The sequence below is a fragment of the Melittangium boletus DSM 14713 genome (assembly GCF_002305855.1).
In the GTDB taxonomy this organism is placed as follows: domain Bacteria; phylum Myxococcota; class Myxococcia; order Myxococcales; family Myxococcaceae; genus Cystobacter; species Cystobacter boletus.
Genome location: NZ_CP022163.1, coordinates 9411025 through 9435875 on the forward strand (window position 1 = coordinate 9411025; position 24851 = coordinate 9435875).

At 69.3% G+C, this 24851-nt stretch carries 18 protein-coding genes; 15 read left to right on the forward strand and 3 right to left on the reverse strand.

The genetic code is table 11. The features are described 5' to 3' along the window. Window positions 1-50 precede the first annotated feature (50 nt). The 13 genes from MEBOL_RS38765 (at window position 51) to MEBOL_RS38825 (ending at window position 16941) form a co-directional block, all read left to right on the forward strand. Window positions 51-1874, forward strand: a complete 1824-nt coding sequence (locus tag MEBOL_RS38765) for a serine/threonine-protein kinase (RefSeq protein ID WP_095982121.1) — start codon at window positions 51-53, stop codon at window positions 1872-1874. Further along, window positions 1871-2818, forward strand: a complete 948-nt coding sequence (locus tag MEBOL_RS38770; RefSeq protein ID WP_095982122.1) for a tetratricopeptide repeat protein — start codon at window positions 1871-1873, stop codon at window positions 2816-2818. The genes MEBOL_RS38765 and MEBOL_RS38770 overlap by 4 nt, the downstream gene beginning before the upstream one ends. A gap of 12 nt (window positions 2819-2830) precedes the next feature. After that, window positions 2831-4735, forward strand: a complete 1905-nt coding sequence (locus tag MEBOL_RS38775; RefSeq protein ID WP_095982123.1) for a sigma 54-interacting transcriptional regulator — start codon at window positions 2831-2833, stop codon at window positions 4733-4735. Window positions 4736-4800: 65 nt separating this feature from the next. Then, complete coding sequence (locus tag MEBOL_RS38780) at window positions 4801-5406, forward strand: hypothetical protein (protein WP_157823929.1); 606 nt, start codon at window positions 4801-4803, stop codon at window positions 5404-5406. Further along, window positions 5403-7016, forward strand: coding sequence for a carboxypeptidase-like regulatory domain-containing protein (locus tag MEBOL_RS38785; protein WP_157823930.1), 1614 nt, complete (start codon window positions 5403-5405; stop codon window positions 7014-7016). The genes MEBOL_RS38780 and MEBOL_RS38785 overlap by 4 nt, the downstream gene beginning before the upstream one ends. 169 nt (window positions 7017-7185) lie before the next feature. Next, entirely contained in the window at window positions 7186-8763 is a 1578-nt protein-coding gene (locus MEBOL_RS38790) for a carboxylesterase/lipase family protein (RefSeq protein WP_218920856.1), read from the forward strand. A 117-nt stretch (window positions 8764-8880) separates the two neighbouring features. Further along, window positions 8881-9945 (forward strand): N-acetyl-gamma-glutamyl-phosphate reductase, encoded by a 1065-nt coding sequence (gene argC / locus MEBOL_RS38795; RefSeq protein WP_095982127.1) that lies wholly within the window; start codon window positions 8881-8883, stop codon window positions 9943-9945. Beyond that, window positions 9942-12017, forward strand: a complete 2076-nt coding sequence (gene argJ, locus MEBOL_RS38800; RefSeq protein WP_095982128.1) for a bifunctional glutamate N-acetyltransferase/amino-acid acetyltransferase ArgJ — start codon at window positions 9942-9944, stop codon at window positions 12015-12017. Before argC ends, argJ begins: the two co-directional genes overlap by 4 nt. Before the next feature lie 29 nt (window positions 12018-12046). Then, window positions 12047-12532 (forward strand): arginine repressor, encoded by a 486-nt coding sequence (argR, locus tag MEBOL_RS38805; RefSeq protein ID WP_095982129.1) that lies wholly within the window; start codon window positions 12047-12049, stop codon window positions 12530-12532. Continuing rightward, the gene (gene argH, locus MEBOL_RS38810; protein WP_095982130.1) at window positions 12529-13974 is read left to right on the forward strand and encodes an argininosuccinate lyase; all 1446 of its coding nucleotides are present in this window, start codon (window positions 12529-12531) and stop codon (window positions 13972-13974) included. Before argR ends, argH begins: the two co-directional genes overlap by 4 nt. Further along, on the forward strand, window positions 13971-14876 hold the full coding sequence (gene argF / locus MEBOL_RS38815) for an ornithine carbamoyltransferase (RefSeq protein WP_095982131.1): 906 nt from the start codon (window positions 13971-13973) through the stop codon (window positions 14874-14876). Before argH ends, argF begins: the two co-directional genes overlap by 4 nt. A gap of 474 nt (window positions 14877-15350) precedes the next feature. After that, window positions 15351-15887: a hypothetical protein gene (locus MEBOL_RS38820; protein WP_095982132.1), complete on the forward strand. Its 537-nt coding sequence runs from the start codon at window positions 15351-15353 to the stop codon at window positions 15885-15887. 115 nt (window positions 15888-16002) lie between these two features. Further along, window positions 16003-16941, forward strand: coding sequence for a type VI immunity family protein (locus MEBOL_RS38825; protein ID WP_095982133.1), 939 nt, complete (start codon window positions 16003-16005; stop codon window positions 16939-16941). A 12-nt stretch (window positions 16942-16953) separates the two neighbouring features. On the opposite strand, the gene MEBOL_RS38830 is transcribed toward MEBOL_RS38825, so the two are convergent. Together MEBOL_RS38830 and MEBOL_RS38835 are read right to left on the reverse strand one after the other, a co-directional pair. Beyond that, window positions 16954-18678 carry a DUF6311 domain-containing protein gene (locus MEBOL_RS38830; RefSeq protein ID WP_095982134.1) on the reverse strand — a complete coding sequence of 575 codons (1725 nt, stop codon included), beginning with the start codon at window positions 18676-18678 and terminating at the stop codon, window positions 16954-16956. Continuing rightward, entirely contained in the window at window positions 18675-19445 is a 771-nt protein-coding gene (locus MEBOL_RS38835; protein ID WP_157823931.1) for a glycosyltransferase, read from the reverse strand. Before MEBOL_RS38835 ends, MEBOL_RS38830 begins: the two co-directional genes overlap by 4 nt. Window positions 19446-19885: 440 nt before the next feature. Here MEBOL_RS38835 and MEBOL_RS38840 point away from each other — a divergent pair, with 440 nt between their 5' ends. Continuing rightward, on the forward strand, window positions 19886-20806 hold the full coding sequence (locus tag MEBOL_RS38840; protein WP_095982136.1) for a hypothetical protein: 921 nt from the start codon (window positions 19886-19888) through the stop codon (window positions 20804-20806). A gap of 71 nt (window positions 20807-20877) precedes the next feature. After that, complete coding sequence (locus MEBOL_RS38845) at window positions 20878-23235, forward strand: glycoside hydrolase family 3 N-terminal domain-containing protein (protein ID WP_095982137.1); 2358 nt, start codon at window positions 20878-20880, stop codon at window positions 23233-23235. Between the two features lie 21 nt (window positions 23236-23256). On the opposite strand, the gene dacB is transcribed toward MEBOL_RS38845, so the two are convergent. Beyond that, window positions 23257-24756 (reverse strand): D-alanyl-D-alanine carboxypeptidase/D-alanyl-D-alanine endopeptidase, encoded by a 1500-nt coding sequence (gene dacB / locus MEBOL_RS38850; RefSeq protein ID WP_095982138.1) that lies wholly within the window; start codon window positions 24754-24756, stop codon window positions 23257-23259. Between the last annotated feature and the right edge of the window lie 95 nt (window positions 24757-24851).

Consider the following 24851-nt stretch of genomic DNA (forward strand, 5'->3'; position numbering starts at 1 on the left):
CCGACGGCTTCCCCCCTGACACCCGCGTCCTTCCCTTCGACCCGGTCTCCATGACGCTCATCGGCAGCCACATCGGGCGCTACCGCATCCTCGAGGAGCTGGGCTCCGGGGGAATGAGTGTCGTGTACAAGGGGCTCGACACGGCGCTGGACCGGGAAGTGGCCGTCAAGGTGCTGCACCCCCACCTGGCGCACAAGAGTGAGTCCCGCCGGCGGCTCGCGCGCGAGGCCCGGGCGGTGGCGCGGCTGCACCACCCCAACATCCTCGAGGTGTTCGACTTCTCGGCCGAGGGCGCGCGCGAGGCCTTCCTCGTCACCGAATACGTGCGCGGCCGCACCCTCAAGGAGTACCTGGACGAGGGCTCGGGGCGGTTGGATCCACCGGAGCTCGCCGCCATGGTGGTGCACGAGATCGCCGCCGCGCTGGCGCACGCGCACGAGTCCGGCGTCATCCACCGGGATCTCAAGCCCGAGAACGTCATGGTGCGCGAGGACGGCGTCCTCAAGCTGATGGACTTCGGCATCGCCCGGTTGCTCGACGCCGAGGAGCGGATGACCGTCACGGGCTCGCTCGTGGGCTCGCCCGCCCACATGGCGCCGGAAATCATCGAGGGCCAGGAGGCGGGCCCCGGCGCGGATCTCTTCTCGCTGGGCACCATCCTGTATGGTCTCATCGTGGGACGGCTACCCTTCGCGGCGGCCAACACCACCGCCACCCTCAAGCGCATCCTCGATGGGGCCTACGAGGATCCACGCCAGCGCGTGCCCGCGCTCTCGGACGAGCTGGCGGAGGTGTGCACCACGTGCCTGGCCCGCGATCCCTCGCGGCGCTATCCCCACGCGGGCGCCCTGCGTGATGCCCTGGCGGACTACCTGACGGGGCTGGGCTTCGAGCGCGTGGGCGAGGAGCTGACGTCCTTCTTCGCGGACCCGGCCTCGTACCAGAAGCTGATGCGCCCCCGCATCATCACCTCGCTCCTCGCGCGCGGTGAGCGATTGCTGTCGGAGAAGCGCGTCCCCCGGGCGCTCGCCTGCCTCAACCAGGTGCTCGCGCTCGACGCCACCAATGCCCGGGCCCTCACACTGCTCGCGGGGATGGAGCGGCAACGCCGCCTCGCGCGCTGGCGGGCCCGCGGCATCCGGGTGGGCGCGGGTCTGCTCGTGGCCGCGGGACTGGGCATGGGGGTGCACGTCGCGAGGAGGGAAGACGCCCCGGTGCCGCCCGCGACGAGCGCGTCCCCGCCTTCGGTGACCCAGGCGCCCGCGACCCCTCCCGCCGAGAGCTCCGCCCAGGCCGTGCGTCCCCCGCCCCCGGCGCCCGACGCCCCCCCGGCCGTGACGCCCGAGCCCTCCACCGTGGCCGAGCGGCGTCCCGCCCCGATCGACAAGAAGCCGGCCGTGCGCCCGGCGGCCCCCGTGCCCGTGCCCATCTCCATCCTGGTGCGGCCCTATGGCTATATCCGCGTGAATGACGAGGCGCGCAGCGCGCAGGCACTCGCCCAGCATTCGGTGAAGGTGCCGGCGGGCACGCACACCGTCACCATCACCTGCGATTACTGCGAGACCTCCGAGGAGCGCATCGAGGTGCGGCCGGGGGCGGAGAACGTCTTCCGGCTCCGGGCCCAGCTCAAGGCCTCGCGGCTGAGCTTCGCGTACGAACCCGAGGACACCGTGGTGCGCGTGGCGGGAGAGACGCGCTCGGCGCATGACAGCCAGGAGCATCCCTTCGACATCCGCTCGCCCCAGGGGTCCGCGAGCTTCCAGCACCGGGTGGAGTACGAGGTCAGCCGCCCGGGCTACCGCTCCGAGAAGCGCGTGGCGCTCGTGGCGCCGGGCACGTCCATCACCGTGCGAGGAGCCCTCGTCCCCGAATGAGCCGCCTGTGCTTGTCGGTCCTGCTGGGGCTGTTGCTGCTGCCCGTCATCGCGCTCGCCGAGGAGGCGGTGGACGGAGAGGTCTCCGCCCTGCGCTCGGGCTACGAGTACGGCCGCTATGCCGAGGTGCTGGAGCGCGCGACGGGCCGCATCGATCAAGGCCGGTTGAATGATCCGGACCTGATGGAGCTGCACAAGCTGGCGGGGCTGAGCGCCTTCCACCTGCACCGCACCGAGGACGCCGAGCGGCACTTCCGCGCGCTCTTGCGCCTGGACCCCGACTTCAGCCTGGACCCGTTCGCGGTGCCGCCTCCCGTGGTGGAGTTCATGGATTCCCTGCGCGAGCAGATGGCGGCGGAGTTGGACCTCGTGCGCCAGGAGCGGCGCCTGCGGGTGGAGCGCGAGCGCGCGCGGGTGGAGCGCGAGCGCGTGACGGCCGAGGAGCAGCGCCGCCGCGTGGAGTTGCTGGCGCGACAGGTGACGGTGCGGCGGGTGGAGAAGCGCGGCATGTTGGTGAACCTGGTGCCCTTCGGGGCGGGCCAGTTCCAGCAAGGGCGCACCGGCCTGGGCACTCTCTTCGCGGCCTCCGAGGGCGTGCTCGCCGTCACCAGCGTCATCGCCTTCCTCGCCTATGGGGCGCTCGTGGAGACGGGCAAGGTGACGGTGGATGACATCCGCGGCCAGCCGCGAGAAGTGACCTTTCGCTACATTCCCACGGAGCGGGTCACCCAGGCGCGCAACTGGGAACGGCTCAAGTGGGGCTCGGCCGTGGGCTTCTACGCCGTCTACGCGGCGGGTGTGGTGGACGCGCTGGTGCACCACCAGGACGAGGTCGTGGACACCCGCATCGAAACCCTTCCAGCACCGCCTCCCGCGTCCCCGACCGGGCTGCGGCTCTACCCCACCTCCGGCGGCGCCGGCGCCGGCTTCTCCCTCGCCTTCTAGGAGCATGTCCCCATGGCCAGCCTCTCCATCCGGACTCCCGACGGCAAGGTCCGCACCGTGCCGCTGCACAAGCGCATCACCAGCATCGGCCGTTCGGCGGACAACGACGTGGCGCTGTCGGACCCGTCCGTGCCCGACAGTGCCCTGCACGTGCTCTTCGATGGCACGCGCTACCAGCTGGGCAGCCTGGGGGCCTCCTTCCAGGTGAACGGCAAGAAGCGCGACAGCGCCGTGCTGGCCACGTCGGACGTCATCCGCGTGGGCGCCACCGAGCTCGTCTTCACCCGCGAGGACGCCGCGCCCTCCCCCACCCCCGCGCCGGTGGCCGCGCTCTCCATCACCCACGAGACCGAGCCCGCGGCGGACTCCGACTCGACGACGCGGGACATGCCCGGCGTGGTGGGCCGCGAGCTGCACCTGCTGCGCCGCCTCACCGCGTTCAGCGAGCGGCTGCTCGGCAGCAGCGGCCGGGACACCCTGCTCGAGCAGCTCCTGGACGAGGCCATCGAGGTGACGCGCGCGGACAAGGGCTTCCTCATCCTCCGGGAAGACGGCGAGCTGCGCGTGAAGGTGGCGCGCAACCTCTCGCGCGAGAACCTGGAGGACGCCGTGGAGCGCGTGAGCGATTCCATCGTGGAGAAGGTGGTGCGCACGCGCAAGCCCCTCATCCTCAGTGACGCGCTGGACGATCCCGAGTTCAAGGCCAGCAAGTCGGTGGTGAACCTGCAGATGCTCTCCGTCATGTGCGTGCCGCTCTTGCGCGACGGCGAGCTGTTCGGCGTGCTCTACGTGGGCAATGACCGGCTGGTGAACCGCTTCGAGCCCAAGAGCCTGGACATGCTCACCATCTTCGCGGCCCAGGCGCTGCTGCTCATCCAGAACGCGCTGCTGGTCAACGGGCTCAAGCTGGACAACACCGAGCTGCGCAAGCGCCTGGACGACGCGCGCTATGGGGAGATCGTCGGCACCTGCCAGGGCATGCTCGACGTGTACAAGCGCATCGACAAGATCGCCCCCACGGACATCTCCGTGCTCATCACCGGGGAGACGGGCACGGGCAAGGAGCTCATCGCCCGGGAGCTGCACCGCCACTCCCCCCGCGCCAAGGGCCCCTTCATCACCATCAACTGCGGCGCCATTCCGGAAAACCTCCTGGAGAGCGAGCTGTTCGGCCACGTGCGCGGCGCCTTCACCGGCGCGGTGAACACCAAGGTGGGCCGCTTCCAGGCGGCCATTGGCGGCACGCTCTTCCTCGACGAGATCGGCGAGATGCCCCCGCAACTGCAGGTGAAGCTGCTGCGGGCGCTGCAGGAGAAGGTCGTCTACAAGGTGGGCGACCACCGGGGCGAGCCCGTCGACATCCGCGTGGTGGCCGCCACCAACCGGGTGCTCGAGGACGAGGTGCGCAAGGGCACCTTCCGCGAGGACCTGTACTACCGGCTCAACGTGGTGACGCTCAAGCTCCCCCCGCTGCACGAGCGCGGCGAGGACCTCTTCGTGCTGGGCAAGTACTTCCTGCAGAAGTACGCCAAGGAGTTCAGCACCAAGGTGAAGGGCTTCTCTCCCTCGGCCACCGTGGCCATGAAGAAGTACGCCTGGCCGGGCAACATCCGCGAGTTGGAGAACCGCATCAAGAAGGCGGTGGTGCTCGCGGACAAGCCCCTGCTCGGGGCGGATGACCTGGATCTCAAGCCGGAGAACCTGGAGCCCGTCCTTCCGCTCGCCGAGGCGCGCGAGCGCTGGCAGAAGCAGTACATCCAGGAAGTCTACGAGCGCAACAACCGCAACAAGACCAAGACGGCCAAGGATCTGGGCGTGGACCCACGCACCATCTTCCGCCACTTCGAGAAGCTGGAGGCCGACAAGACGGGGGGCCCCCTGCCTCCTGGCGAGGAGGGTGACGAGGAATTGCTCTGATTCGTTCGCGACAAGGCTGTCACGGTTTGCAATGCCCCCGGCCCGTGGCACCCTCGTAACCGCCCATGGCGACGACGAAATCCCCCCTGCGCCAACTGGCCAGCGAATTGCTAGCACTTCCCCTCGGCCTGTGGATGGGGCTCGGGGCGGCCGCGTGGACCCTGAGCGGCTGTCTCATCCCCCAGGACGAGGCTTTCCTCAGCGAACTGCCCATTCCACGCAATCGACCCCCGCGGATCGTGGAGAAGCAGGTGCAACCCTCCGAGCGCATCATTCGAGGCTACGGCTCCGACTTCTGCAGCATGGAGTTCTCCGTCATCGTCGAGGATCCAGACGTGGGCAACACGCTCACGGCCAACTGGTTCGTGGACTACGACCCCAATCAGCCCCGGGGCGCGGACCGGGTGGTCCGGTTGGATCCCAAGGACGACAACGTGGTGCGCGACGAGCGGGCCTACTTCCAGCCCAACTTCAACTCGGCCGTGTTCGATCGGCTGAACACCCCGGGAGATCACATCGTCGAGGTGCTCGTCGCCGACAGCGCCCTGGTGGGGCGCGACCCCCAACCCACCGTCATCAAACTGCCAAACGGCCAGGACTTCGCCGACCCGGGCTACACGGTCTCCTACGTGTGGTTCGTGCGGACCGAGGCCGGACGGGAATGCCTATGAACCCCCTGCCCGGAAGACTGATGCTGTTGTGGGCGGCACTCGCCCTGGGGTGCGCCAGCGCGGACCCCTTCGACTTCTTCATCGGCTGCCGAAGCGACGAGGAGTGCGGGGGCGGCGCGGTGTGTTTCGCGGACGGGTGTGGCGACCCGGGCAAGAACATCGTGGTGGAGATCACCGCGGACCCCAAGCGGGGCGAGTACGCCCAGGATCTCGCGGTGGACGAGCTGAGGGATCAGCAGACGCTGGAGCTGAGGGATCCCCCCTCGCTCCAGGGCCAGGTGCGCGTGCAGATCATGCGCTCGACCGTGGGTTATTCCGCGCCCGTGGAGCTGGTCATCACCGGGGAGAGCCTGCTCATTCCTGGACGCCAGCGCCACCAGCGCAGCGGCCTCGTGCCCCAGAATGGGAGCTACTCGCTGCCGGTGGGCACGGGACGCTACACGGTGACGGTGCTCGCGGCGGACAAGACCCTGCCCCCCGTCTCCAACACGCGGGAGATCCGGCCGGGACAGACCCAGAACCTGGACTTCCTCCTGCCCTCCGCCACCGAGATGCAGTCGCTGACCGGCCGGGTGCTGCGCCAGGAGGACACGCCGGTGGACGTGGACCTGGAGGTGCAGGCGCTGGACGAGGCACTGGAGCCCCTGACCCAACGCGTCCCCGTCAAGCGGGACACGGGCCTGTTCACCCTGTCCCTGCCGACCGCGGCGCTCGAGCGCGAGGCCATCCACCTGCAGGTGGTCCCCACCTCGGCGGACGCGCTGGTGCCCCTCAAGCTCTTCTCCTTCAACCCCAAGCAACCCCTGGTGCCCCTCTTGATGGGGGACTACGGCGAGCCGGTGCGGGTCCAGGGCCGCGTCCTGGGCCCGGATCGGCAACCGGTGGCCAAGGCCGCGGTGTTCCTGTCGGGCACGGTGGGCGGCGGAGGGCAATACCGCAGCGAGCGCGTCCTGACCCAGCAGGATGGCTCCTTCTCCCTCCTCACGCTGCCGAGCGACACGAACGCGGGGATGACCCTGACGGTGACGCCCCCGCCGGGCTCGGACGCCAGCACCACCGTGAAGTCCGTCACGGTGCCACGCGCCAGCACGCCCCTGATTCCGGACGTGGTGTGCGGGCCCCGGGTGAAGGTGGTGGGCAGTCTGCTGCGGCCCAGCGGCTCGCAGCCGGCCGCGGGCGTGCGCATCAAGGTCTGGACGCTCGAGGAAGTGGCGGGAAGCCTCCGGCCCATCGTGGATTTCGACGTCGAGCGCGGCACGGATGAGGAGGGCCGCTTCGAACTGTCCCTGGACCCGGGCCGCTACCGGCTGGACTTCGCGCGCACCGAGGACCTTCCCAGCGTCAGCCGCATCATCACCATCCGCCCCCCCGAGCCGGGCACTACCCCCCACATGCCCGTGGAACTGCCCAGCTTCACCCTGTCCAAGGGCCGCCGCGTCACCGGGCAGGTCATCCTGGCGGGCACCAAGGGCGCCGGCGCACCCGCGCCCAATGCCTCCGTGCGCTTCTTCCGGGTGGTGGACGTGGAGGGCAAGCGTACCTACCTGGAGCTGGCGGACACGCTGACCAAGACGGATGGCAGCTACACCACGACCCTGCCCACGCGCTGAGGGGCAGACGCACCAATCAGGACGCATGGAGATAGACATGCAAACGAGACCTCTACGGGCGGAGTCCTTCCTACTCCTTTTGATGCTGACCCCACTCGCGGCCTGCGGCGGAGGTGGGGATGGAAGCGCTTCAAGCGGTGCCCTCCGCACCACACTGTCCCCCACGGCCGTGTCGCTCGAACGCGCGACCACCGCGGGCATCGTCGCCGGTGTCGACAATTCCGCCACCACGGGCACGTACGAATGGCTCGGCGTGCCCTATGCCAAACCCCCGGTGGGCTCGCTGCGCTGGATGCCGCCCGTAGCGCCCGACGCATGGTCCGGCGTGCGGCCCGCGCGGCAGTTCGGCGCATCGTGCGCGCAGGGCGGCCGCTTCTTCAGCCCAGCCCCCGACAACGCGCCCTTTGGTCTCTCCGTGCGCGACGGCCTGGGCAAGCCGGTGGGCAGCGAGGACTGCCTCACGCTCAACATCTGGCGCCCCGCCAACACCACGGAGAAGCTGCCGGTCATCGTCTTCATCCACGGCGGCAGCAATGTTTCGGGCTACACCGCCGACCCGCTGTACAACGGCCAGGTGCTCGCCACCAAGGCGCAGGCCGTGGTCGTCACGCTCAACTACCGGCTGGGCCTGTTCGGCTGGTTGAACCTGCCGCAACTCAAGACAGGCAACGCCCTGGCCGACTCCGGCAACTTCGCCACGCTGGATCAGATCCAGGCGCTCAAGTTCGTCAAGGCCAACATCGAGGCCTTCGGCGGCGACGCGGACAACGTCACGGTCATGGGCCAGTCAGCGGGCTCCGTCAACGTCTGGGCGCTGCTGGTTTCGCCCTTGACCGAAGGGCTGATTCACAAGGCCATCCCGTTGAGCGGCGCCTTGCTCACCGTGCCGCCCGCGCAGGCGCTGGTGTATGGCAACAACCTGCTCACCGCGCTGCTCATCGCCGACGGCAAGGCGATCGACCCCATCACGGCGCAGTTGTACCTGCTCACGCACACGCCCGCGCAGATCGCCAGCTACCTGCGCGGCAAGACGGCGGACGAGCTCATCCAGGTGTCGTTCGACCCGAACCTGGGCAGCGCACCCGCCGTCATCGCCGATGGCGCCGTGGTCCCGGCCGTGCCGGCCGCGGCGATCGCGCTGGGCGCCTACCGGAACATTCCCGTGTTGTCCGGCACCACGCTCGAGGAAGGCAAGCTCTTCGGCGCGCTCGTCGGCGCGTACACGTCGAACGACTACGACCGCTTCACCCAGCAATACCACTTCGACCCCGATGCGGCGCCCACGCTGACGGAAGGCGACCTGCTCACCAGCCTCTACCTGCCGGTGGACAAGCCCGTGCTGGGCTGGAATACGGTGACCGCCGTCCTGACCGATGCCACCTTCGTCACGGCCAACGCGGCGTCGATGAGCACGCTCGCGCTCCGGCAGCCCGGCAAGCTCTGGTACTACCGCTTCGACTGGAACGAAGAGCCCGCGCCGTTCGACACCGTCTACGGAGCGGTCCACGGCATCGACATTCCGTTCCTGTTCGGCTCTTTCGACCGCAAGAGCGTGTTCTCGTTCGCGTTCAGCACGGCGAACAAGCCCGGCCGCGAAGCCCTTTCCGACGCGATGATCGCCACCGTGTCCGCCTTCGCTCGGACCGGCAACCCGAACAACCCGGCGCTCGGCACCCACTGGCCGAACTGGCCCGCCACCCTGGTGTTCGACGCCTCGGCCACGCAGGCGCGAATCAGCGTGAAGTGAATCGCGCGGCGGCTGGCGCCGGGCTCGCGGCCAGGCTGCGCCATCTGGCCGCGAGCCCTCCACCCGCCGCATTTGCCGCTTGCGGTTATGCAGCGATGCGAATAGTCATGCACGCCTATGCATAAGGCGGCGATCGGCATCATTGGCGCGTCCGGCTACTCCGGCGTCGAGGCGACCCACCTCCTGGCGGCCCACGAGCGGGTGGAGCTGCGCCTGGTGACGAGCGACCGCTGGAAGGGCGAGACGGTGGGCCGCCGCCTGGGCGTCATGGGGCCACTGGCGGGGCTGCGCTACGAGCCGCAGGAGCGGAGTCTGGAGCTGGCGCGCGGGTGCGAGGTGGTGCTGCTGGCCACCCCGGCCGAGACGTCGCTGGAGCTGGTGCCGGGGCTCCTGGCCGCGGGCGTGCGGGTGATCGACCTGTCGGGCGCCTTCCGGCTGCGCGACACGGCCGCCTACCCCACCTTCTACAACTTCACCCACGCCGCGCCCGCGCTCCTGGAGGAGGCGGTGTACGGCCTGCCGGAGCTGTCCTCGCGCGAGCGCATCGCCCAGGCGCGGCTGGTGGCCAACCCGGGCTGCTACGCCACCGCGTGCGCGCTGTCCGTGGCGCCGCTGTTGCGCGCCGGGCTGCTGGAGCCCGGCTCCCTCATCTTCGACGCCGCCTCGGGCACCACGGGCGCGGGCCGCAAGGGCTCGGAGGACCTGAGCTTCAGCGAGGTGGACGAGGACTTCCGCGCCTACCGGGTGCTGCGCCACCAGCACACGCCGGAGATCGCCCAGACGCTCGCGGGCGTGGCGGGCCGGAGCGTGCCCCTGACCTTCACCGCGCACCTGTTGCCGCTCAAGCGCGGCATCCTCGTCACCGCCTATTCGCGCCTGGCCCCGGGCGCCACCGCCGCCCAGGCCCAGGCCGCCCTGCGCGATGCCTATGCCTCCAGCCCCTTCATCACCGTGGAGTCCTCTCCGGACGCGGTGAGCCTCAAGGGCGTGGTGGGCACCAACCGCTGCACGGTGGCGCTCGCGGTGGACACCACCGGGCATGATCCGGGCCGGGTGGTGGTGACGGCGGCGATCGACAACCTGGTGAAGGGCGCCGCGGGCCAGGCCGTGCAGAATCTCAACCTGATGAAGGGCTGGGAAGAGACGTCGTGCCTGTCCACCCTGCGGAGCTTCACTCCGTGAGGGTGCCACGGGGGTTCTCCTTCTCGGGCCTGCACGCGGGCCTCAAGCCCAAGCGCAAGGACGTGGCGCTCGTCTACAGCGACACGCCCTGCGCCGCCGCGGGCTGCTTCACCGCCAACAAGGCGCGGGCCGCTCCGGTCCTGGATGCCGAGGGGCGCCTGCCCGCCGCGAACATCCAGGCGGTGCTCGTCAATTCGGGCAACGCCAACGCGCTCACGGGCGCCGCGGGCATCGAGGCCGTGCGCACCCTGCGCGAGGAGCTGGGCCGCGTCCTCTCCCTTCCCCCGGAGGCCGTGCTCTGCGCCTCCACGGGAGTCATCGGCCATCCGCTGCCCGTGCCCATGCTGCGCGCGGTGCTCGGGCCGCTCAAGGAGGGCCTGCGCCCGGAGGGAGACGCCGCCGCCGAGGCCATCATGACCACGGACACGCGCCCCAAGCAGGTGTGGCGCTCGTTGCTCGTGGAGGGCCGCGAGGTGACCGTCTCCGCCATCTTCAAGGGCTCGGGGATGATGCACCCGTCGCTCGCGACGGTGATCGCCCTCATCACCACCGACTGCGCCATCGCGCCGGGGGCGCTCGCCACCGCCCTGCGCCAGGCGGTGTCCTCCTCCTTCAACAGCCTGACGGTGGATGGGGACATGAGCCCCAACGACACCGTGTACGCGCTGGCCAACGGCCGGGCGGGCAACCGCGCCATCTCCGAGCCGGGAGTGGAACTGGAGGCCTTCACCGCCACGCTGACGGAGATGTGCCAGGAGATGGCCCGGGAGATCGCCGCCGACGGCGAGGGCGCCACCAAGCTCCTGGAGGTGAAGGTCACCGGCACGCCCACCCAGGCCATCGCGCAGGACCTGGCGCGCTCGGTGGCGGGCTCCACCCTGGTCAAGGCCGCCGTCTTCGGAGCGGATCCCAACTGGGGCCGGGTGCTCGCCACGGTGGGCGCGCGCGCCGGCACCCAGGGCTACCCCGTGGACCCCTACCCGGCCCGCGTCGTCATCCAGGGCATCTGCGTCTACGAGGGCGAGCCCAGGCCGTACGAGCCGGATCAGCTCAAGGCGCGCATGCGCGAGCCCGAGGTACGCATCGAGGTGCATCTCACGAGCGGCGAGGCCTCCGCCGTGGCCTGGGGGTGCGATCTCTCGTACGACTACGTGAAGATCAACGCGGACTACACCTCGCTCATCGTGTCCAAACCGGATGGCGGCGTGGGCACGGACAACCGGCTGGCCAACTACAGCCCCGCGTTCAAGACGACGCTGCTCGTCGAATCGCTCTCGTACATCTCCCGCTTCCGGGGCAAGCGCTGCGTCATCCGCTACGGCGGCGCGGCCATGGTGAAGGAGTCGCTCAAGCAGGCCTTCTGCCGCGACATCGAGCTTCTGCGCTCCGCGGGCCTGCAACCCATCATCGTGCATGGAGGCGGGCCGGAGCTCACCCGCACGCTCGACAAGCTGGGCCTGCGCCAGGAGGGCGCGCTCATCACCGACGCCTCGGGTCTCAAGGTGGTGGAGATGGTGCTCTCGGGCTCGGTGAACTCCGAGCTGGTCACCATCCTCAACAACATGGGGGACCGGGCCGTGGGCCTGTCCGGCAAGGACGGGGCGATGATCCGCGCCCGGCGCATCGCCGGTGACGATGGGCGCGCGCTCGAGCACGTGGGCGAGGTGACGCGCATCAACAACGAGTTCCTGGAGATGTTGCTCGCCCAGGGCTACGTGCCCGTCATTTCCCCGGTGGGCCTGGGCGAGGACGGACTCACGTATGACCTGGGCTCGGACGCGGTGGCCGCCGAGGTGGCCAAGGCTCTCAAGGCCCACAAGCTCGTCTACCTGCACGACGCACCGGGCATCCTCGAGGGCGAGGAGCTCTTCAGCGAGCTGACGGCGGCACAACTGCAGAAGCGCCTGGAGTCCGGCGCCTTCACCGGCAGCATGCGCACGCGCGCGCGCATGGCCATCAAGGCGATTGGCGGCGGCGTGGAGCGGGTGCACGTCATCGACGGGCGCGTGCCCCACAGCCTCATCGCCGAGCTCTTCACCGACAAGGGTGTGGGAACACTCGTCACCGCCTGAGCGCGCCTGGGTCCCGGAGGCACTGGAACGTGAGTCCACTGCGGAACAATGGAGACAAGGCCGCGCGCCAGGAGACCATCCGGCGGATCATCCGCGCGCACGCGGTGGGCACCCAGGAGGAGTTGGGGCAGCTGCTCTCCCGCGAGGGCTTCGACGTCACCCAGGCCACGTTGTCCCGGGATCTGGCCCACCTGGGCGCCATGCGCGTGTCCCTGCCCGAGGGCGGCACCGTCTATGGCCTGGAGGACGCACGTCCCCCCGCGGGAGAGTCCCGGCTGATGGAGCTGGGAGAGATGATCCTCTCGGTGGAGGACAACGAGATGATGGTGGTGGTCCGCACCCGCCCGGGCTCCGCGCCCCTGGTGGCGTCGGCCATCGATCAGGCGCGGCTGCTCGAATGCCTGGGGACACTCGCCGGAGATGACACCATCTTCGTCGCTCCAGCCCGGGGCCGCTCCACGCGCACGCTCAACAAGAAGTTGAAAGCCTTCTTCGGAAAGGAAGACACCCCGTGACGATTGCCAAGACGGCCGCCTCCGGCGGAACCGGCCTCCACCCGGAGGTGCTGGCGTTCACCAGCTCGCTGGCGCTCGACAGAGCCCTCCTCCAGGAGGATCTGGTGGGCAGCCTCGCCCACCTCACCATGCTGTCGCGCACCCGCCTCATCCCCTCGGAGGACGCCCGCGCCCTGCGCGAGCAGCTCGTGGCCATCTGGAAGGCCGCGAAGGCGGGCACGCTCGTGCTCGCCGACGAGGAGGACGTGCACATGGCCGTGGAGGCGGAGCTCACCCGCGTCCTCGGCGAGCGCGCGGGCCTCTTGCACACGGCGCGCTCGCGCAATGATCAGGTGGCGCTCGACCTGCGCCTGCACGTGCGCGAGAAGGTGGCCGACGCGCTCGACGTGCTGGCGACGCTGCTCGAGGGGCTCGCCGCGCGCGCCGAGGCCGAGCGCACGACGCTCCTCCCCTCGTACACCCACCGGCAGCGGGCCCAGCCCATCACCCTCGCCTACCAGCTGTGTGGCTACGGAGCCATGTTCAGCCGGGACGTGGACGCGCTCGGCTTCGTGCTGCAGGGCGTGGCCGCGCTGCCCCTGGGCGTGGGCGCCATTGGCGGCACGTCCCTGCCCATCGACCGCGAGGTGACGCGCGAGCTCTTGCGCTTCTCCCGCGTCACGATGAACGGCCTGGACACCGTGGGAGACCGGGACTTCGCCCTGGACTTCGCCTACGCGGCCATGCGCTCGCTCCTGCACGCGAGCCGGGTGGCCACGGACTTCTTCGACTTCTCCTCGCCCGAGTTCGGCTTCGTGAAGCTGGACGGGGAGATCGCCTGCGGCTCGAGCATGATGCCGCAGAAGCGCAACCCGGACGTCTTCGAGCTCATCCGAGGCAAGGCCGGGCGCGCGGTGGGCAACCTCACCAACCTGGCGGTGCTCGTGAAGGGCCTGCCGGGGGGCTACAACCGCGACCTGCAAGAGGACCGGCAGGTGCTGCTGGAGACGGGCCCGCTGCTCACGAGCGTGCTGTCCATGCTGCACCTGGCGCTCGGCAAGGTGCACTTCGACCGCGAGCGGTGCCTGGCGGCGGTGGAGTCGGACTACATGCAGGCCACGGACGTGGCCGAGGCGCTGGCGATGAAGGGCATCCCCTTCCGCACGGCGTACAAGGCCACGGGAGCGCTGGTGCGCGCGTGCCAGGAGAAGGGCCTGCCGCTCGCCCAGGTGACGCTGGAGCTGGCGCAGTCGGTGGACCCGCGCTTCGACGCCGAGGTGCTCAAGAGCGCGGACCCGCGGCTCGCGGTGGAGCGCAAGGCGAACGCCGGAGGCACCGGTCCGGCGTCCGTGGAGAAGCAGTTGGTGGAGCTCAAGTCCCACGCGGCGCGGGCGAGGGAGCTGGCACGCGCCGTCCCCCGGCTCGCGTCCCTCTTCGACGCACTGCAGGAGGCAGCACTGTGAAGCGTGATTTCCTCACCCTCTCGGACCTGACCGAGGCCGACTACCGTGCCCTCTTCGATCGCGCGCACGCCCTCAAGGCGAGCCGCAAGCGCAAGGAGGTGGTGACGACGCTCGCCGGACGCCACCTGGTGCTGGTGTTCGAGAAGGCCTCGACGCGCACGCACCTGTCCTTCGAGGCGGCCATGTACCAGCTGGGCGGCACGGTGACGACGCTGTCGTCGGCCAGCAGCCAGATCGCCCGGGGCGAGACGATTGAAGACACGTCGCGCGTCATCTCCGGCTACGCGGACTGCGTGATGTTCCGCACCTTCGGGGATGATCGGCTCAACGCCTTCGCCAAGGCGTCGTCGGTGCCCGTCATCAACGGCCTGTCCGAGGGTGGCCATCCGGTGCAGATCCTCGCGGACCTGTTCACGGTGGAGGAGCGGCTGGGGAGCGTGAAGGGCAAGACGGTGGCGTTCCTGGGCGACTGCGCGAGCAACATGGGCCGCTCGTTCGTGGAGGCCACGCGCTTTTTCGGCTTCCACCTGCGCCTGGGCTGTCCGGAGGGCTACCGCCCCGCCGCATCGCTGCTGGCCGAGGCGGGAGACCGGGTGCACGTGACGGCGGATGCCTCGGAGGCCGTGCGGGACGCGGACGTGGTGGTGACGGACGTGTGGACGAGCATGGGCCAGGAGGCCGAGTCGGCCCGGCGCATGAAGGACCTGAATGGCTACCAGCTCGACGAGGCCCTGCTCGCCAAGGCGAAGCCGGGCGCCATCGTGCTGCACTGCCTGCCAGCGCACCGGGGTGAGGAGATCTCCGCGGGCGTGCTCGACGGCCCCCAGTCGGCCGTCTGGGACGAGGCGGAGAACCGCATGCACGTGCAGAAGGCCCTGCTGGAGAAGCTCATCCTCGGCTGAGGTACTGTGGCTCAAGCGAGGGCGCCACGCCGCCCTCGGTGACCAACGATGTTCCTTCTTCCGCACACGAGGTGTGCGATGTCTTCTTCACATCCCAGCTCGCCCAGGATTGGGACTCAACTGCCTGTGTGGCTTCCGATGGCCGTATCGGTCGCCACACTCCTCTTGCATGTCGGCTGCACCCCACGGCAGGCGCCGCACCACCCGCCGCTCGTGGGCCCTGGCTCACCGCGCTTTTACGACCCTCCGCACCCGGTTCATCCACGATCCGCTTGGCGAGGAGCACTCACCGGAGGGCGACATCCACTCAACCAGTCCTGTGGAGCGGCGTGCACGGCCCCCGTCAACGCGAGCACCGGAGAACTCCTGGCTCCAGGGGCAGCTCGGCTCAAACCCGTGGTTGATAGGTTTGTCCAAGCGAGCGAGGCCACTTGGAACTTACTGACCCTCGAAAGAGCGCTCACCGGAGCGGAGTTGGACCACGTCGAAGGCATTCTCAAGGAATGCGTGGCACAGGCCCACGCGGACGTCAACGAAGCCTACCAGCAATCGGGAGGCAGCAAGTTCGCGAACGGCAAGTTTCCCAATGACGCGGAATGCAAGAAATTCATTGGGCGTGATGCAACAGGTGAACGTGTCACCCTCGCCCAGGAACTCGGGCGGCTCAAGCACGCCGCGGCCTTCGCCTGCATCAAATCTCGTCTGCCGCCAGAGCTGCGAGATAACTTCACCGTCGAGCCTCGTTACAAGCCGGATCCCGATGTGAATGGAGTAGGGCTCTCGAACGGTGGCCTCGATACGCTTCACCCCGACTTCGTGGTGCACGGGACGAGGAATGCAACCGACGTGCAATGCGTCTATGAGTTCAAGTTTCCCTGTCTCTCCGACCACAAGCTGAATCCCCTCATCGCCCCGGGTGTCAGAGGACAACTCCAGGGGTACCAGAAGCTCACGAGGCGCTGTCCGGCGGCGATTGTGTCTCCGAAGGGACTCGACTCCCTTGAAAAATGAACGCGCTCCGGCTCGCCCCCTGCGCATTCGTCATCGCGGCATTCCGCTCGTTCGTCGAAGGCGCTCCGACGAGGAACCACCTCGTCCGAGAAGAGAACTCCTCACGCGAGATGTCGTGCGCCTCGCCTTCTACCTGCCGTACGACCATCCGGAAATCGCCGCCGGAGTCAGTCACGCTGTCGAGAGCTACATGCGTGCGGTTGGACAAAGCCGTAGAACAATCAATCACGTATTCATCAATGACGATGAAGGCGACACGCTAAGTGATGAGCGTTGGAGCTACAGCCAAGAACTCCTCCGTCCCGAGAGGCCGTTCCGATTCATCGAGGAGTTGGATGCGGCCAGTGCGCACCGATTGGAGAAGAGAGGCTACGCCACACAACTGCTCTTCAGCGGGGGCTTGCGCAGCCGCAATGGCTACGAACTCCACTACCGGGCTCGTATTCCGTGGCGCAATCCTTCGATGGATGCAGTGAGCATCCTCACCGCGACGTTTCCCATGACGTACCTGGAACAGCACGGCGCCGAGAGGGTACGCGAACTGGCCCTGGACATGGCCTCCCAACTTCGCTTCGTCACGGGCCATGGTGGCCTCGCTCTTCACTTCTACTGGGGACTGTCTATCGCCGACGAGGCCTTCCGCACCGAACTCGCTCGCTATCCAGGTATCGATCTACGCACGGCCTGGCCCCTTCCAACGAGGTTGGGTGCTCAAGTTGACGGCGTCCATTGGCTCAATTTCCTCGCGCAACCCGCGCTTGGCCAACTTGGTGGAGCCACTGCCCTTCGTTCCCGTATTCATGCTCCGGGCACGACCGTGCACGCGATTGACGAGGACCGCGTCGTCGTCTCTCTGGGAGAGATGCCCGAATCGGGAGACCTGTCTGTCGGACAGACTCTTCCCTCATACCGCGAGTTCGCGAAAGTGCTGGAGCCTTGGCTTGAGCCCCTGACTCTGTCGGAGACAACCCTGTCCGATGAGCCGCCGCGCTATTCCGATATGCACTTCACCGCGGACGAAGCACGGTCTTGGTGGAGACGGCTCCTCGACTGAGAAGAGGACACCTCAGCCCGGGTTGCCGACGGCGTTCGCTCGCACCAGCGCTTCCCGGAAGCGCCCCTCCTTCGCGGTCACGCACACCGAGAAGCCGTCCAGCTCGCCGCAAGTGACGCCCGCTCCCAGCCGCTGGAACAGCGCCAGCTTCGGCTTGTCCACCACGTAGAGCGTGTCCTCCGCGAGGCGGCCGTTCTCCACGTCGGCCTCGAGCGCCGCGCAGACCTCCGCGACGTGCTTCTCGTTGAGGCGTGCCGAGTAGCCGCTGTTCGTCGTCAGCCCCTTGCGGTAGGCGAGGTCCCCGAAGCGCACATACTCGTCCTCCGGAAAGGTGTTCTTCACGCAGGGCACGATCGAGCCGTGGATGGAGGGCGGGTACAGGACGATGTGCCGGTAGAATGGATCCACGCGCTCCCACTCCGGCGCCTGCAACCGGGGCCACGGCGCCCCCCGGAATCGGCTCCACTCCCATACGTCTGGCGTGTCCAGTCCCTGGAGGAGCACCGCGCCCAGGAGCAAGGCGGTGGCCACCTGGGGCTTCTGCCGCCAGCGCCACACCGTCAGCGCGATGATTCCCGTCATCACCACGTAGTGGAAGGACCAGATGAAGCGGCCCGAGGAGCGAAATGGCCCGAGCAGGGGCATGAACGGCTCCGCCACCGAGCGCATCGACACCACGACCCTGCCCGCCACCGTGATGACCGACGAGAAGGCCAGGAGGGTCATCAGGAGCACCCCCACCGCGAGCGGCCAGTGCGCCTTCACCTCCGCCCTCACGCGCGGCCACCAGGCCGAGGGCTTGCCCACCAGCGCCACCACGCCGAGCGCGATCACCCCCGTGCCCAGGTACCCAAAACCCTCGGCCTGCCCCGGCCCCAGGCGGAGCGCCGGCAGCACGCGCGACCAGCCCATCGGGTTGATGAGCGAGAGCACATCGGAGCTGAAGTGGCCAAAGCCCCCCGAGGAAGCGCTCACGCCCAGGCCCACATAGCCGACAGCGAAGAAGATGCCCCCCACCATCAAGCCCACCCCAGCCAAGGCCGCCGCCGCCGCGCGCCAGGACAGGTGATGCTCCCGCACCGTGGTGACGAGAAGCGCCAGCGTGAGCGCGAGGACCATCATCTCCAGGTACGGGTGGACGCCCGCGGCGAGCGCGTTGAGCCCGAACGCCCATCCCAGCGCGCGCCACGCCGCCCGGGCGTCCTCGCGAGGACGCAGGTTCAGGTAGAGCATCGCGGTGAGCATCCACTGGGCACAAAGGGTGTCGTGCTCGGAGCGGAAGAGGAGCACCGGCGACATCACGAGCAGAGCCGCCCCCAGGAGGCGCTGCGATGGCCGGGGCGTGAGGACCCCCATGAGCTTGACGCCCATCCATCCCTGGAGCGCGAAGCACAGGAGCAACCACGGGCCGACGAACTGGAAGTCCTGGGGCAGCCAGCGCGAGAAGGGCTTGAGCGCGAGCGACACCCACGGGTTGGAGTCGGAGAAGCCCACCGTCAGGGTGAGCGGCCGCATGAGGTCCGGGGTCCTGCCCAGCGGAAAACCCCAGGGCGCGTTGCGGAAGTGGAGCCAGCCGAGCACGTGCTGCGCGAGATCTCCCGCGCCCAGCCAATCCAGAAACGTGGGGTCCAGCGTCCGGCCTCCTCCCACCAGGAGGTACCAGACCACCCCGAGCACCACGCCCCCCCAGGGCAGCAGACGCGCGCGTCCACCGCTCTCCGGGTGCCGTGCACTCATGATGCGTCTCCGCCGAGCCTCGCCCTCATCCGCACCAGGCCCTCGAACATGAGCAGCGGATCCACCCCGAAGCGGACCTTGGAACCCCCCGGCTCGTGCCAGTCGATGGGCTCCTCGCGCAGGCGCGCCCCCTGACGGCGCAGCAGCACCAGCAACTCCACGTCGAGCAGCCAGCGGTTCTCGACGAGCCGCTCCAGCACGGGCAGCAGGAAGCCGGCGCGCAGGAACTTGAGTCCGCATTGCGTGTCGTAGAACCCGAGCTGAAAGAGCTGCTCCGTCAGCGTGGCGAAGACCCGGCCCTGCAGGTGACGGAAGAGCTTCCGGTCCACGCTCCGGCCCGCCATCTTCACGCGCGAGGCGGCCAGGACATCGAAGGGCGCCGCATCGGAGAGCATCGCCGCCAGACGCCAGAACTCGCTCCCGGACACGGCGCCGTCCGCGTCGAGGAACGCGAACCACCGCGTCCCCACGGCGGCGTCGCTCCACGCGCGGCGGATGGCCGAGCCCTTGCCCTCGTTGCGCGGGGCTCGCAGGCAGCGGATCCGATGCGGCGTTCCCGCGGCCGTGAAGCGCGCCTGCCCCTCCCGGGCCAGTTCCTCGTAGCGCCGGGCATCCCCGTCGCGGCTGCCATCATCCGAGATGATGAACTCGGCCGCGGGGGCCTGGACACGCAGCCCCACCTCGACCAACTCCTCCACGAGGAGCGGCAGCCGTGCGCCCTCGTTCAAGGCCGGGATGGCCACACTGATGGATGCTGTCGTTTCCAACTGTGTCTGCTCCTGGTCGGCACCTCCGAGGCGCGCGGGGGGGACGCCATATCTTCTTTGGAACATGACCTCCAGCCCGAACCAGGGGGCGCGCGTCCTCGAGGCACCGGACGCGGTGCCGCGGTCATGGAGCCCGCTGCGGCGTACCGCCTGTCTGGCGGGCAGCCATGCACCGCCTTTGTTCACTTCTCGCCCCCCTTGCCCGCCGGGGGCGCTCTACCGGCTTCGCATTCCTCGTGCCTTGCTTGCTGGCGAGCGGAGGTCTGACCACCTTTGCCCCAATGGGCCGGTACGCCTCAGCATGGGCGGTGATTTGCACCGTGGCACTCTGGGCGCTCCCGTCCAGGGCGGAGTACCTTGAGCTTCATCGCTCGCTCGCCCCCCCTCCAGACAAGAAGGAGGCCCCCGAGCTTCATCGGTCGGTCGCGCCCCCTCCCAGCATGTTCGAACGCCCCGCGTTCGAGGAACTCCTCTTCGCCTTCGCGGATCCAGAGCGGGCCCTGGCGGGGGGAATCACCGCGCCCACGCTCGCCCTCGCCGTGCGCGCGAGGGCCTGGGCCTTCATCCCCTCCGGGAACCACGAGCAACGGGATGGATTGAACGCGCTCTCGCAGCCGGCACGGGACGTGACGCTGTCCGACATCCCCGCGGGGCGGCACATCGCCTCCCTCCTGGAGCTCGGGCCCGATGGCGAACAGCTCCGGGTGCGAGACCTGGGCCCGCAGCTGCGCAGGCCCGACAGCCCCCTGCAAAGAGGGCTCACCTCGGCGCTCGACTACCTCCACGTGTCCAAGCGGACGGCGGTGATCTCCGCGAGCGTGGCGGCGCTGGGGCTGCTCTATCAGTTTGGTACGGCGCCAGCGACCAACCTCGGAATACCGACCCTGGTGAACGGCAACCTGTTCAAGGGACGTCTGAAGCTGTCCTTCCAATTGCGCTCCGAGCCCCGGTTTCAAAACGCGCGCGCGGACATGGCGACGCGGATCCGGCTGCCGGAGCTGTCGCTGTATGCCTTCCGCCTCGAACAACTCGAGCTGGGCGGCGCGGCCGCGCGGACTCCCGAGGGAATGCTGCTCGACACGCGCTGGGCGAACCTGCGGGGCCGGGTGTCCTGGCTCGAACTGAGCGTGGGCATCCACTCCAGCAAGGCCGAGCCGAACCTGTGGATGGTCCTCGAGACGGGCGTGCAGCGCGAGCGCTTCAGCCTGCGCACCGTGCTCAGCCGCCAGTGGGAGACCGCGCGCACCCGCCTCCAGGCCACGGCCACGCTGCGCACGGGCCCGGTGTTGTCCGGATTCTTCCTCGGCGCCCAGGACAACGTGAAGAGCACCTTCGGCCTGGTGGGAATGGGCGCGTTCTAAAAAATCCGGGCCCCCCTCGCTCCGTTGGCTAGGCTGCCGCGCCTCACCAACGGCACGAGGGACGAGAACACATGGGCTTGCGGAGATGGAATCAGATGCGGCGTGGCATCCGGCTCGCGAACGTGGGAGGCGGCATCGCGCTCCTCCTGACGGCCAACGCCGCCCCGGCACGGAACATGGTGAAGCGGGCGAGCGCGACCGCGCGTCCGGCTCCGTCCAACCGGCAACTCTCCGGAGCCGACATCGACCGCCGGGTCGAGGCGCTGCTCAAGCAGATGACGCTCGAGGAGAAGGCGGGACAGCTCGCGCAGTACTCCGTGGGAACGCCCACCGGGCCTGGCACCGGACGTGACGACTACGAAACGCTGGTGCGCACCGGCGCCGCCGGCTCGCTGCTCAACGTGGTGGGCGCCCAGGAGACCAATCGCTATCAGCGCATCGCGATCGAGCAGAGCCGCCTCAAGATTCCGCTGCTGTTCGGCTTCGACGTGATCCACGGCCACCGCACCACCCTGCCCATCCCCCTGGCCATGGCCTCGAGCTTCGACACGGAACTCGTGGAGCGGGCCATGCGTCTGGCCGGGTCGGAAGCCGCCGCCGATGGCATCCGCTGGGCCTTCTCGCCCATGGTCGACATCGCGCGGGACGCCCGCTGGGGCCGCATCGCCGAGGGCTCGGGGGAAGATCCCCTCCTGGGTGCCGCCATGGCTCGCGCATATGTCCGGGGGTACCAGGGCGCATCGCTGGCGGAGCCCACGTCGGTGGCGGCCAGCGTGAAGCACTTCGCCGGCTATGGCGGGGCGGAAGGCGGCCGGGACTACAACACCGTCGACATGTCCGACGTGAGCTTGAGGCAGGTCTATCTGCCGCCCTTCCAGGCCGCCGTCGAGGAGGGAGCCGCGACCCTGATGAGCGCCTTCAATACGCTCAATGGGGTACCCGCCACGGCCAACTCCTATCTCATGACCGACATCTTGAGGAAGGAGTGGGGCTTCAACGGCTTCGTGGTCAGTGATTGGACCGCGGTGGCGGAGCTGGTGAACCACGGCATCGCCCTGGATGGCCCGGCCGCCGCGCACCGGGCGCTGACCGCGGGCGTCGAGATGGACATGGAGTCGCACCTCTATGGGCCGGAGATTCCCCGGCTGGTGCGCGAGGGAAAACTCGGCCAGGCGGTGGTGGACGAGGCCGTGCGCCGCGTGCTGCGCGTCAAGTTCGCGCTCGGCCTGTTCGAGCACCCGCTCGTGGACGAGAAGGCGGCGGCCTACGTGGCCACCCCGGAGAAGCGCGAACTGGCCCGGCGCATGGCGGAGGAGTCCATCGTCCTGCTCAAGAACGAGGGCGGCGTGCTGCCCCTGCCCTCCTCGGGCCGGAAGATCGCCCTGGTCGGTCCCCTGGCGGACGCCCCCGTCGACATGCTGGGCGTCTGGAGCGCCAAGGGAGAGCCCCGGGACGCGGTGACCCTGCGCGCCGCGTTGGAGCACCGGCTGGCGGACGGCAAGGGGACGCTGCGCTACGCGAGGGGCACGGGCGTCCTCGGGGCGGACACCTCGGGCTTCCAGGAAGCGGTGGCGGCCGCGGCGGCCTCGGAGGTGGTGATCGCCGCGCTGGGTGAGGACACGAGCATGAGCGGCGAGGCCGCTTCCCGCACGCGCATCGATCTGCCCGGCAATCAGTTGCAGCTGCTCGAGGCGCTGGCCGCGACCGGCAAGCCCGTGGTGCTGATCGTCTTCAGCGGCCGTCCGTTGGCCCTCACGGAGGCGCAGGTCCACGCCACGGCCATCGTGCAGGCGTGGCAGCCCGGCATCGAGGCCGGTCACGCGCTGACGAACCTGCTGTGGGGCGAGGTGAATTTCAGCGCCCGGCTGCCGGTCACCTTCCCTCGAAGCCTCGGGCAGGTGCCGCTCTACTACAACCACTTCAACACCGGACGCCCGGCGGGAAAGACCGACCTGACGCGCCCTCCCGCGGGACCGGCGGAGAAGTATGTCTCGCGCTACCTGGACGAGCGCAACACGCCGCTCTACCCCTTCGGCTACGGCCTCTCCTACACCACGTTCGACTTCACCCCGCCCACGCCGAGCGCGTCGACCCTCTCGGCGCGCGCGGTCCAGAAGCAGGGCCAGGACGTGCTGCGCGTGAAGACCCAGGTCCGCAACACGGGCAAGGTCGCGGGCACGGTGGTGGCGCAGCTCTATCTGCGAATCCAGGGCGCGAGCACCGCTCAGCCCGTGCGCCAGCTCGCGGGCTTCCAACGTGTCGCGCTGGCTCCGGGCGAGTCTCGGACGCTGGAGTTCACCCTGGGCTTCAAGGAGCTGTCCTTCTTCGACTCCCGTGCGTCACGGGTGGTGGAGCCCGGCACCCGCTATGATCTCTGGGTGGGAGACAGCTCGGAAGCCACCCAGCACGCCTCGTTCACGATGGAGTGACGCCCATGCGGAGGCCTTCCCTCATTTCAGGGGGGAGGCCACCAGTGCCTCGGCGAAACGCTCGAAGATCTGGCTCGCCGTGAGCGCGGGTTGATCATCGAGGTTGCCCAGCATGAGCGCGAAGACGACGCGGGGATGCTCCGCATCGTGGGGACGCTCGGCGATGCCCACGTAGGCCTTCTGCCCCGACAGGGTCCCCGTCTTCGCGCGGATGAGTCCCCGAATGCCCGTCCCGGCGCTTCCCGCCAGGGTGCCGTCCACCCCCGCGACGGGCAGGCTCTCCAGGAGCGCGCTCGCATAGGGCTCCCGGAGGCTGGTGGAAATCACCTCCGCGAGTCCCCGCGCACTGGCCACGTTGTAGCGGGACAGGCCACTGCCATCCACCGGCCGCAACAGTCGCGAGGCGATGCCCCGGCGATGGAGCTCCTGGGCGAAGGCCTCGCGCAGCGCGGAGTAGCTCTCGGTGCCGACGCGCTCGAGGGTGAAGCGCAGGCCCAGCCGCTCGGCGTAGAGGTTGAGCGATTCCTTATTCGTCACCTTCACCAGCTCGGACAGGGGCGGACTGACGAAGTCCAGCAGCAGCTCGCGCGGGAGGGCCGAGGGCTCCGCCACGGGCTGGAAGGGCGTGGGCACGCGCCAGAGGCCTCGCGCGGCGAGCGCATCTCCCAGGCACGCCGTGAACAGGGCCTGGGGCGCGTCCACGGAGACGCGCGTCGACACCCGGTGAGGACATTGCCCCGCTGTCGAGCGCCACACGCAGCGCGTGCGCCCGGTGCCGCGCTCGCGCGTGCAGCCAAGCCCGGCCCGCTGGGCGCTCGGGTCGAGGTACACGGCCGTCATGGACGCATCGATGGGCGGCGAATAGCGCACCTCCAGGGGATGGAGCGCGGGTGAGGCGCAGTCCTGGCCCTCGGGGCGCGTCACGGAGAGCTCCGCCACGTTCTCGCGGAAGACGAACGGCGTGGGCGCGGCGCTGTAGGCATAGGCCGCGTCGTCCCAGGCCCAGCCGGGGCCGTACAAGCCGCCATAGGGGCCCTCCTCGGCGTTGGTGACGCGCACCGTGCCGAACCACTGGCGGATGCCCCGGGCCTGGAAGGCCTCGGCGAGCTGTTCGCACGCCTGGGCCGTCTCGGGAAACCGCCACGAGCCCAGCGAGGGGTCTCCGGACGCCTCCACCACCAGGTCGCCCAGGAAGAGATTGCCGAGCTGGGAGCCCTGGAGCCACACGGGGGTATGGAAGCGGAAGTCCGGGCCCAGCGCGGACAGGGCGGCGGAGGTGGACACCACCTTCATGGTGGAGGCGGGGAGCAGCCGCACGTGCTCGCGGTGCGCGTACAACGGCATGCCCGTCGCGGCGTCCACGACGAAGGCGCCCGTGAGGGAGCCCTCCCCCTCGACACTGGCGAAGAGCCCGTCCGCCACGGAGGCCAGGGTCGGCGCGGAGGGCCGGGCCGAGCGGGGAAGACAGGCCGGCAGCACGAGGGCGGCGAGCAGGATCGTCGCGAACGGGGAACGGCGCATGGGGGCCACCGTAACGTCCCGGCTCTCCGGCCGTCCAGGAGCGAACGCACGGAGGACCGGATGACGGGCCGCTCTTGGGCCGGGGGTGGCTCGCG